Genomic DNA, 10,858 nt, shown 5'->3' with positions numbered 1-10,858 from the left:
GGCGCCCGCGGCCGAGCGGTTCGCGCCGCCGGCGGGTGACGTCGCCGACCCCGGTCACGTCGACGTGGTGTCCCCGATGCCGGCGGACGGGGCGGGCCGGCCCCGTCCCGAGGCCAGGCACGGCGACACGGGCGCGATCACCGAGCTCCGGGCGCGGCTCGCCGAGTCCGACTACGACCAGGTGCTGATCGACGCGCCGACGGGCGCGGGCGACGAGACGCTGACGTTGATCGCGACGCTGTGCGAGGTGGCCGTGGTGTGCTTCCGGCCACGGCCGCGCGCGATCGCCGACGCGGCGGACCTGGCCACCCTGCTGGACCGGCGCGCGCCGATCCGCATCGACGTGGTGCCGGTGGCGACGCTGTTCGACGACGCGCACGAGCTGTCCCGCGCCCGGCGCATCCGGTCCGCGATCCACGCCGCGTTCACGGAACTGTCCGGGGGCCCGGAGAAACGGGTGCCGGACGGCGGCGCGATCGAGATCCCGTACCGCCCGTTCGACGCGTTCGACCCATTGCTGGCGATCCTGGTCGAGGAGCCGACCAGCGGCGGCGTGCTGGAGGCCCAGTACGGCAGGCTCGCGGCGGCCGTCACGGGCGGCGCGGTGACCGAGGTGACGCCGGTGTCGCCGCTGCTGCGGGCCCGCTACCGGCGGGTGTTCGGCCTGACGTCGTCCGCCGAGCCGGACCGGGTGGTGATCGCGCACGCGCCGCGGGACCGCCCGTGGGCCGACTGGGTGCGCGGGCAGCTCGAACGGGCGGGCGCGCGGGTGCGGCGCCTGGCGGACGCGGCGGAGTGGTTCGACGCCGACGTGCCGCCGGGCGTGGTGGTGCTGTCGTCGCCGCACCTCGGCCCGGTGGACCTGCCCGACCGGCCGATGACCGTGCTGCGGCTGCACCTGTCCGACGACGAGCCCGCCGACGGCGGCCTGTCCGTGCACGAGCACACCCCGGACGCGCTGAGCGCCCGCCTGCTCGGCCACTTCGGCCTGATCGACCGGCCCGGCACGGCGCACGAGCCGGGGATGCGGGCGCCGGGCGACCACCCGCAGGTGTTCGGCCTGCCGCCGCGCCACCCGGCGTTCGTCGGCCGCGACGAGGACCTGGAGGCGTTGCGCGACCGGTTCGCCGAGGCGGGCGACGAGCGGGTCGTGGTGGCGGTCAACGGCGTGCCGGGCGTCGGCAAGAGCGAGCTGGCCCTGGAGTACGCCTACCGGTTCTCGTCGGACTACGCGGCGGTGTGGTGGTTGTCCGCGCACGACCGGCAGTCCGTGCTGAGCGGCCTCGCCGAGCTGGCCGTGAAGCTGCGCCAGCCCGGTTCGACGGACTACGGCACGCTGTCCGCGCTGGACCGGCTGGCCGACGACCCGGCGTACGCCCGGCACCTGCTCGTCTACGACAACGCCGACGACCCGGACCTGATCGCCGACCTGCTGCCCCGCGGCGCGACCGGCCACGTGCTGATCACCTCGGCGCCCGCGGCCGGGTCGGTGGAGCTGGTCCCGATGCGCGCGGACGACAGCGTGCGCCTGCTCCTGGACCGGGTGCCCGGCCTGACCGCGGACGACGCGCGGCGCGTCGCCGACGCCGTCGACCACCTGCCGCTCGCGCTGGACCTGGTGTCGTCGTGGCTCGGCGAGACCGCGCGGACCGAGGTGGGCGCGGGCTCCCGCGACTCGGACGCGGCGAAGTGGGCCACCCGCACCCTGTTCGAACGCCTCGGCCGGTCCGAAGTGGACGGTGTCGCGCGGGTCGTGGACGTCACCGTGGACGCGTTGCGGGACAACGCCACCGGGCGGCTGGCCGTCCTGGTCGCCCGGCTCTGCGCGTTCCTGTCCCCGGAAGGCGCGGACCTCGGCCTGGTGCGCTCGCCCGCGTTCCTCGGCCGGCTGGTCGCGGTGGGCGGGGTGGACGCCGAGCCGCTGGCGCTGGACGCCGCGGAGGTCGACCGGGTCCTCTGGTACGGCGCGCGGCACGGGCTGTTCCGCGTCGACTGGGGCGACCAGTACACGTTGCGGCTGCACCGGGTGGTCCAGCGGGCGCTGCGCGACCGGATGGACCCGGCCGAGCGGGAGGCGCGCCGGGCGGACGTGCTGACCGCGCTGGCCGCGCTGGCGCCGACCGAGGTGGAGGACAACTCGCCGACCCGGCGGGCCCGGTTCACCGAGCTGCAGAAGCACGTCATCCCGTCCGGCGCGCTGAACAGCCCGGACCCGGCGGTGCGCCGCTGGCTGGTCAACCAGGTGCGGTTCCTCTACACCGACGGCGGCGCGGGCGTGCGCCGGTCCGCGCTGGGGCCGGGCCGCGCGCTGCTCGACGCGTGGACCGAGCGGTTCGGCCCGGCGGACCCGCTGCGCAACCGGCTGGCCGCCGAGCTGGCCAACGTGCACCGCGTCCTCGGCGAGCTGACCAAGGCGCTGCGGCTGGACGACCTGGCGCTGGCGCAGCAGCGGCGGGCGCTCGACCTCACCCACCCGCGGCCGCTGATCACCGGCCGCGGCCGCGGCGGCGACCAGCACGCCCTCGGCCTGTTCGCCGAGGCGCTGGCGGAGGACCAGGCCACCTGGGAGGGCCTGCGGTCGGCGCTCGGCGACGACCACCCGGACACCCGGCGCGCGGCGAACAACCTGGCGTCGTCGATGTTCCTGTCCGGCGACGCGGCGGGCGCGCTCGCGGTGGAGGAGGACAACTACCGCAGGCGCCGCCGCCTGTTCGGCGTCAACGACGCGCGGACCTGGGCCACGCTCGGGCAGATCGGCCTGTACCAGCGGGAACTCGGCCGCTACCCGGAGGCGCTGGACACGCTGCTGTTCGCGTCGCAGCAGTTGCAGGCGCTGCGGCAGGAGCTGAACGCGACGCAGATCGGCGTGCGCTGGAACCACGCGATCGCGATGCGCCTGGCGGGCAGGCCGAAGGCCGCCAAGGAGCGCACCGGCAAGGCGTTGCGCGACTACCGCGAGCTGATCGGCCCGCACCACCCCTACACGCTGGGCTGCGCGTTGAGCTTCGCCGCCGACCACCGCCGCGTCGGCGTGGACCCGGAGCTGGCGGTGGAACTCGCGCGCACCGCGTTGACGGGGTTCCAGCGGCACGTCGGGCTGCGCGACGATCACCCGTTCGTGGCTCTGTGCAAGCTGGGCCTCGGCCTGGCGCTGCGCGCCGCGGGCGACCCGGCGGGCGCGGTGGACCACGTGGCGGACGCGGTCGACACCCTGCGCTCACGGTTGGGCGACACCCACCCGTGGACGTTGGCGGCGGCCGTGGACGAGGCGCGGGTGCGCGCCGCCGCGGGCGAGGCGGACCGGGCGGCCGAACTGATCGCCGAGGCGCACACCGACTGCGTGGAGTTCCTGGGGCACGATCACCCCCACACCGCCGTGGCGGCGCACAACCTGCGGCTCGCGGCGCACCCGACCGACCAGGACTGGCGGGAGTGCGATGTCGACATCCCGCACACCTGAGCGCGCAGGAGGGACCGGCGTGGAGCCGCACGAGGAGCAGGCCGAGCACGTCGGCCCGGAGTTCGACCTGGCCAGGGACGCCTGCCGCGAGGCGATCCTGGCCAGCCCCGCGCTGCACTACCTCGCGCACTACAGCAGCGGCGTCTTCGACTTCGGCGTCGACGTGCTCGGCGATCCCGCCCCCGCGCCCGACGCGCTGCCCGGCGGCACCCGCCGCGAGGAGCTGAAGCGGCTCGGCCGGCACCTCACGTTCCAGGTCGCCACGCTGGACCGCGCCCTGCAGGAGGTGCGCACCGGCCGGCTGATCCGCACCGTCCTGCACACCGAGGAAGGCGCCCTGTTCTGCGACTCCGTCGTGCCGACCGAGCACGTCGTCGGCCTGGTGCTGGACCACACGGGCGCGGGACCGCTGGCCGGGCACCCGGCGGTGGACGAGGCCGACCGCGCCGTCGCCGGGCTCGCCACCCGGCTGCGCGGGCAGCTCCGCCTCGGCTCGCTCAACCCCGGCGGCTGGGAGAGCGCCGAGGACGTCGTGCCGCTGGCCGTGGCGGGCGACTCGCGGCCGCACCCGACCGCGGCCGAGGAGCCGCACGTCAGCGTGGGGGAGGAGCCGCTGACCGCGTGCCTCGCGGCCGTGCGGGCGCAGGACCTCCACCTGGTCGCGCACGTGGCGGGCGGCGAGGTGCGGTCCCTGGTCGACTGCCTCGGCGACCCGTCGCTGGCCCCGTTCTTCCGGCAGATCACCGTGGAGGCGCGCCGCCGGTTCTACCACGGCTTCGTGCAGGAGCTCGGCGCGCTGGCGACCAAGCTCAACCGCGCGGTCAACCCCGTGATGGGCGGCCTCGTGGCGCGGCTCGTGCTCGACGTCGAAATGGGCGCCGTCTACTACTACCGGCTGCGCGCCGGCGAATACCTCGTCGGGGTGACGATCGACCAGTCGCGGGTCCGCGCGGCCGATGACCGAATGTCCGCACTGGCCGCGGAACTCACTCCAATCGGTCCTTGAACGCCCCACCGCCCCTGCCTACCGTGGAATGGTGACGCCCGTGATCCGCTCGGCCGCGCTCCTCTCGGCCCTCGGCGCGGGCTGGATCGCCGCGTGGCAACTCGGACTTCGTGACGTCGACCAATCACCGGTGTACGGGTTCTTCATCACGGCACTGCTCGGTTTCGGTTTGTACGCGAGCACGAGCGGGATCGTGATCGCGGAATTCCGCGCGCAGTTCCGCACCGTCGTCCTCGCCGTCACGCTCGGCGTGCTCGCCAAGGTCGCGCTGATCTTCGCGGTGATGTTCTTCGCGTTCCGGGAACCGGAGCACCTGATCCTCGCGGTGGCGGTGGCGCAGATCGACCCGCTGTCGGTCGCCGCCGTCCGCGCCAAGTCCCGCATGTCCGACTCGGCGAAGGCGCTGCTGGCCGCGTGGGCGTCGTTCGACGACCCGATCACGGTGCTGCTCACCGTCTACATCACCGCGTACGCGCTGCAGGGCGGCGCGGTCGGCGGCGTCGGGTCGTTCGCGGTGAACCTGGTGCTGAACCTCGCCCTGGCCGGGGCCGCGTACCTGCTGTGGCGGTTGGTGCGCGGCCGGGTGCGGCAGGCCGAGGAGGGCCGCCGGGCGCTCCGGTACGCGGTGCGCGCCGTGATGGTGGTGGCGGTGCTCGCGGTCGGGTTCGTGGCCGTCCAGCACGCGTTGCTGCTGGCGTTGGCGCTGCTCGGGCTGTTCTTCCGGCCGAACCTGGGCCGGTGGGTCGACGGGCTGGCGGAGGCGGGCATGGTGCTCGCGATCGCCGCCGTGGGCCTGGTGCTGGCCGCCGAGTTCAGCTGGGCGCTGGCCGGCGTCGGCGTGGTGCTCGGCGTGGCGGCGTTCGGGGCGCAGGCCGTCGTGGCGTTCGCGCTGACGTCGCCGAGGCGGTGGCGCGGCGACCGGATGAGGCTCGCGCTCGGCCAGCAGAACGGGCTGACCGCGATCATCCTGGCGCTGCTGCTGGAACCGGCGTTCCCCGGCTCGATCGCCGTGGTCGCGCCCGCGGTCGTCGTGGTGAACCTGCTCCACGTCGTGACGAACGGCGCCTACGACCGGCTGCGGCCACCGCTCTCCCGCGCCGAACCCGAACCCGAACCCGCGCGTGAGCCGGACCGCCCGCAGCGGACCCGTGAGCCGTCCGCCACCGTCCCGCCGCTGGCCGCGTTCCGCCGGGTGAACCCGGCTCCGTGACCCGGCACGCGCGGACCTCTCAGGAGTGCGGGGAGCGCACGACGGCGCGGCGCACGCGTGGGCTGAGGTTGCGGAGGGCGTCGTGCACCCGGCTGCGCCGCGCGCCCTGGTTGACCTCGGCCACCAGGCCACCGGCCCGTCCCGACCACGGCGCCAGGGTGAACAGCGGGTCCAGCAGGAACAGCGGCAGGAACTCCACGATCCCGTCGTAGATCCCGCACAGCTCTTCGAGCTGCTCCTCGGCGTCCGGGTCGTCGCCCGCCGACCGGTACCACTCCGCCACCGCGGCCCGGAACGCCCGCACGGCCTTCTGCATCACCACGGCCTGGGCCGCGGCCTGCGTGAACTCCGGCGTCCGCAACCTGCGGTGCACGGCCTCCTGCGTCGCGGTCGGCGCGTGGTCGAACGCCTCCGCGAACATCGCGTCGAGCTGCGTCAGGTCCTCCAACGCGTCCACCGCGTCCCGGAACAGCCGCTCCACCTCGCCCGGCAGCCGGTCCTGCTCCGCCGCGCCACCGGCCGCCGCACCGCCCGTTCGCCGCCCGGCGTCGGGCCGCGCGTCACCCGCCAGCAGCCCGAGCTGCCGCTGGATCGCGCCCAGCTGCCGGTCCGACGACGCCCGCACGCCGTCCATGTGCTCGGCCAGCTGCTCGATGAACCCGTAGATGCTCGACTGCTGCCTGGCCAGCTGGTCCATCCGCAGGCGCAGCCCCGTCAGCGGGTCGCCGTCGCCGCCCAGCCGCGCGCTCGTCGCCCCGACCAGGGCCTTGAAGTCGTCCGCGAACGTCCGCTCGACGTACACCAGCGGCTCCCGGCCGAGCGGTTCGCGCAGCTGGATCGCCACGCCGTCGGCGACGACGCCGTTGACCAGCAGCACGATCTCCGCGTCCGGGTCGGCCTCGCGCACCGCCGAGATCCGTCGCATCACCGCGCCGACGTCCGCGTTGTCCAGCAGCGACCGGGTCAGCAGCACCGCGCACCCGCCCGTGCGGTCCGGGAACGTCACCCAGAAGTCCACCAACGACTCCTCGGCCACGCCCAGCAGGTGCCGGTGCAGGTAGTCGAGCCCGTTGGCGTCGAGCAGGCGGCGCACCACGCCGTCGACGTCGTCGGAGCTGAGCGAGCCGAACAGGTCGCGCGCCGCCTGCCGCACCATGTCCTCGGTGACGACGAACTCGCCGCCGGGCTCGCGGGACCGGTCGTCGGCCATCCGGAACACCCGGTGGCACAGCCGGATCACGTTGCGCGCGTTGCCGCGGGCGATGTCCCGCAGGTAGCGCGTGGTGTTGACGGTGAACGGCGCCAGCTGCCGCGTGCCGAACACCTGCTCCTGGGCCAGCGCGACGAACTCCCGCACCTCGCCCTGGCTGAGCCCCGACATCACCACCGTGTACGGGATGCGCTGACGCACCGCGGGCGGCAGCACGGACTTGAAGTCGGGCAGCCCGCACAGCACCAGGCACGCGCCCGCCTTCGCGAACACCTGGAGCAACGTCTGGAACGCCGCCATGGTCCGGGCCTGCGGCCGGCTGTCCGCCGAGAAGATCTTGTCCAGCTCGTCCACGGCCAGCACGAACCGCCGCTGCCTGCCGCCGAACAGCAGGGCGAACACGCCCATCGCCTCCAGCGCCGCCACCTCGGTGTCGATCGGCGTCGTGATGCCCCGCTCCACCAGCACCACGTCCGGCGTGCCGCCCAGCAGCCACGACCACACCGAGTGCTCGAAACCGGGCCGCAGCAGCAACGTCAGCGCGGTGCCGAAGTCCTTGTTGTTGGTCACCTCGCGCAGCGTGTCCTGGACCTTGCGCAGCAACGCGCTCTCCATCAGGCCCAGCCGCTCCACGACCTCCTGCGGCTCCAGCTGCCTGCTGCCGAGCCACTCCAGCATGTCGCTGGTCAGGCCGCTGCTCTGCAGCGAGTCGGCGACGATGTCCGCGTAGTACTCGCTGACCTGCGCGCGCACGCCCTCGCGGCCGAGCTTCTGCATGAACCGGCGGTACAGCTCGATGAAGCTCTCCGCGGTCGCGTCGAGGTACAGCGCGTGCGTCGGGTCGGCGAGCACCTGCCGGGCGTGCCGCACCAGCCGCACGGCGAGGTGCGTCTTGCCGGTGCCGTAGTCGCCGAGCACGGCCACCACCGTGCCGCTGCGGTCACGCCCGCCGCGCGCGGGCGGCGCGTCGAGGTAGGCGGTGAGGTGCGCGAGCGCCTGCCGCGTCGCGTCGGTGGTGATCGCCACGTCCACCGCGTCGGGATCGGCGTCGAAGTCCGTGATCCGGGCGACCGCCATCGGCGAGAAGGGGTTCTTCCGCGGGGGCGGGAGATCGCTGCTACCGCTCATGGCCCATTCACCGGTCCATTCCGGGACTTCGTGTTCAGAAACGCTCTGATGTCCTCGACGGAGACCAGGTCGGCTTCGGTGTAGCCTAGCCCCGACTCGAGTTTGTGCTCGTAAGTGCCGTGCAGGAACCTCTGCAGCATCGCGACCGACTGGCAGTGCTTCTCCACCAATTCGATCGCGTCCTCGCTCAATCGCGGAAATCGTCCCGCGTCCGCGTTGCGGGCCAATCGGTCCTCGGCGAAGCGCTGCGCGTCACCGGGGTCGAGCGGACCGACCGACAGGGTGATCGGCGGCACCCACGATTCGAGCCGCCGCACCACGTCCGCCACCTCGTCCCGGCCGAGGTACGCCGATTCCATCAGGAACAGCACCTTGGCGCTGCTGAACACCCGCGCGTAGCGGATCACCTCGTCCACCAGCTCGTTCGGGCTCGGCAGCAGCACGACCAGCGCGACGTCCTCGCGCAGCGCCCGGCCCAGGCGCGGGAACACCCGGCGCGGCACCTCGCGGGCGTCCTCCAGCCGGGACACCGCGTCCGGCCGCAGCGCGTCGCGGTCGACCAGCAGGTCGACCAGCTGGTCGCACACCTCCACCGTGCGCTGGTCGACGGACAGCGCCTTGTCGGTCGGCAGGCAGCCGGTGAGGTCCAGCACCACGCCGCGCAGGCCGAGGCGGTCCAGCTCCAGCACCACCCAGTCGGCGCACCGGTTGACCAGCGCCGTCTTGCCGCACCCCGACTCGCCGGTGACCAGCGCCAGCCGGCCGTACTCCAGCAGGCCGCCCAGGTCGTCCATCTGGCGGCAGAACTCCTGGAAGGCGGCCTCCGTGCCGTCCACGGGCACGTAGTACGAGCGGTGCGCCTGCCGGTCCCACGGGCGGAGGGGGCGCATGGGCGTGCCCTCCCACCCCGGCAGCGGGAACGGGTTGACCGGCTCGCGGGGCGCGCTCACCACGCAGCTCCCCGGCACCGCGCGCGCCCGCGCTCCATGCCCACCCCCGTCGCCTCGCGGCGGCCGACCCAAAGCCCCAGCCTACCGACGGAGAGTCGCACACGGGCGCGCATCCGTCAGCCGGCGTACCCGATCGGCGCAGCGGCGTTGCTACTGTCGGGAGTGGACGGTGGCCGCCCGGACGTCACCAGGGCGCGGGCGCGTAGTCCTTGAGGAAGCAGCCGTACAGGTCCTCGCCCAGCTCACCGCGCACGATCGGGTCGTACACCCGCGCCGCGCCGTCGACCAGGTCCAGCGGCGCGTGGAAGCCCTCCGCGGCCAGCCGCATCTTGGTCGGGTGCGGCCGTTCGTCGGTGATCCAGCCGGTGTCGACGGCCGTCATCAGGATGCCGTCGGTCAGCATCTCCTCGGCGCTGGTGCGGGTCAGCATGTTCAGCGCGGCCTTGGCCATGTTCGTGTGCGGGTGGCCCGGACCCTTGTAGGCGCGGCTGAACTGGCCTTCCATCGCCGAGACGTTCACGACGTACTTGCGGCGCGCGGGCGAGGCCGCCATCGCCGGGCGCAGCCGGGAGATGAGGATGAACGGCGCGGTGCTGTTGCACAGCTGCACTTCCAGCAGCTCCACCGGGTCGACCTCGTTGACCCGCTGCACCCAGCTGTTGACCGGCGCCTCGTCCGGCACCAGGCCGCCCGCGTCGATCTCCTTCGACCCGGCGGTCAGCGCCAGCGACGTCACGGCCGGGATCGTGTCGGCCAACGTGCCCGCCAACGCCACCGGGTGCGCGGACATCGTGTGCCCGAACGTCACCAGCTCGGGCAGCGGGCCGGACGTGAGATCGCCCGAGGTCAGCGGTTCGGCCTCGGCCGCCACCAGCGGCCCGTAGGCGTTGGCCGACCGGCGCACGGTCTGCGCCGCGTTGTTGATCAGGATGTCGAGCGGCCCGGCGGCGGCCACGGAGTCGGCCAGCTGCACCACCTGGGCCGGGTCGCGCAGGTCGATGCCGACCACGCGGAGCCGGTGCAGCCAGTCGGCGCTGTCGGGCATCGACGCGAACCGGCGCACGGCGTCGCGCGGGAACCGGGTGGTGATCGTGGTGTGCGCGCCGTCGCGGAGCAGCCGCAGCGCGATGTACATGCCGATCTTGGCCCGGCCGCCGGTGAGCAGGGCCCGCTTGCCGGTCAGGTCCGCGCCCTGGTCGCGCTTGGCCCGGTTCAGGGCCGCGCAGTCCGGGCACAGCTGGTGGTAGAAGGCGTCCACCTCGGTGTACCGCTGCTTGCACGTGTAGCAGGACCGGGCGCGCAGCAGCGTGCCCGCCCGCGCGCCGGGTTCCGGCTCGCGCAGCAGCAGGCCGCGGGTCTCGTCGTCGATGCGGGACGGCGAGCCGGTCGCGGTCGCCTCGATGACGGCGCGGTCGGCGGCCGTGACGGTGGCGCGGCGCTCGGCCTTGCGGCGCTTGCGGAGGTTCTTCCAGATCCCGGCGGTGGCCCGGCGGACGGCTACCGCGTCGGGGTGCTCGGTGTCCAGTTCGTCCACTTGGGCGAGCACCCGTAGGGCGATTTCCAGTTCGGCGGGGTCAATCGACACGCCCCGCACTCTACCTGCGTGGGATTTCGCCCCCGGACGGGTGAAATTCGCGTGAGCCACCGCTAGGGTGCCCGGCATGCCTACAGCGGGTACCGGCCCCAGGGTGCGGCGACTGGCCCACCCCGACGCCGACATCCGGGCGCGAGCCCTCGGCCTGCCCCGCGGTCGCCCGGTCCTCGCGGTGTTCGGCTCGACCGGCGCCGTGGACACCGAGCTCGCCGCCGCCGTGCTGCCCGTGCCGAGAGCGGTGCTCGCCGCCGCGGCGCGGGCCGCCGCGGTGGTCGTCACGGCGGGCGCCCGCGTCGGCGT

6 protein-coding genes and 1 pseudogene are annotated in these 10,858 nt (G+C 74.2%); 4 read left to right on the top strand and 3 right to left on the bottom strand.

Annotation, left to right across the window (positions count from 1 at the left end; translation table 11 throughout):
• The 3 genes from fxsT to ACFQ3T_RS30020 form a co-directional block, all read left to right on the top strand.
• On the top strand, positions 1-3,460 hold a 3,460-nt coding region (gene fxsT, locus ACFQ3T_RS30030; protein ID WP_380728350.1), incomplete at its 5' end, for an FxSxx-COOH system tetratricopeptide repeat protein.
• A 19-nt stretch (positions 3,461-3,479) separates the two neighbouring features.
• Positions 3,480-4,466 (top strand): hypothetical protein, encoded by a 987-nt coding sequence (locus ACFQ3T_RS30025; RefSeq protein ID WP_380728348.1) that lies wholly within the window; start codon positions 3,480-3,482, stop codon positions 4,464-4,466.
• A 31-nt stretch (positions 4,467-4,497) separates the two neighbouring features.
• A complete protein-coding gene (locus ACFQ3T_RS30020) occupies positions 4,498-5,676 on the top strand; it encodes a hypothetical protein (RefSeq protein WP_380728346.1) in 1,179 nt (392 codons plus the stop codon).
• 19 nt (positions 5,677-5,695) lie between these two features.
• On the opposite strand, the gene ACFQ3T_RS30015 is transcribed toward ACFQ3T_RS30020, so the two are convergent.
• The 3 genes from ACFQ3T_RS30015 to ACFQ3T_RS30005 all read right to left on the bottom strand — a co-directional run bounded on the left by ACFQ3T_RS30015 (position 5,696) and on the right by ACFQ3T_RS30005 (position 10,549).
• The gene (locus ACFQ3T_RS30015; RefSeq protein ID WP_380728344.1) at positions 5,696-8,014 is read right to left on the bottom strand and encodes a hypothetical protein; all 2,319 of its coding nucleotides are present in this window, start codon (positions 8,012-8,014) and stop codon (positions 5,696-5,698) included.
• A complete protein-coding gene (locus ACFQ3T_RS30010; RefSeq protein WP_380728342.1) occupies positions 8,011-8,964 on the bottom strand; it encodes a hypothetical protein in 954 nt (317 codons plus the stop codon). Before ACFQ3T_RS30010 ends, ACFQ3T_RS30015 begins: the two co-directional genes overlap by 4 nt.
• A 184-nt stretch (positions 8,965-9,148) precedes the next feature.
• On the bottom strand, positions 9,149-10,549 hold the full coding sequence (locus ACFQ3T_RS30005; protein WP_380728340.1) for an SDR family NAD(P)-dependent oxidoreductase: 1,401 nt from the start codon (positions 10,547-10,549) through the stop codon (positions 9,149-9,151).
• Between the two features lie 76 nt (positions 10,550-10,625).
• On the opposite strand from ACFQ3T_RS30005, the pseudogene ACFQ3T_RS30000 reads away from it, so the two are divergent.
• A pseudogene (locus tag ACFQ3T_RS30000) lies at positions 10,626-10,858 on the top strand (hypothetical protein); the annotation flags it as partial.

Origin of the sequence: Saccharothrix hoggarensis, assembly GCF_042678885.1 — a bacterium.
GTDB classification, from domain to species: Bacteria; Actinomycetota; Actinomycetes; order Mycobacteriales; family Pseudonocardiaceae; genus Actinosynnema; species Actinosynnema hoggarensis.
Note: the sequence above shows the minus strand (reverse complement) of the source record. Positions and strands in the feature narration are given on the sequence as shown.

Bases quoted from the DNA above. Each gene is read 5' to 3' on its own strand.
- ACFQ3T_RS30015 (WP_380728344.1), bottom strand. From the start codon at position 8,014: ATGAGCGGTAGCAGCGATCTCCCGCCCCCGCGGAAGAACCCCTTCTCG.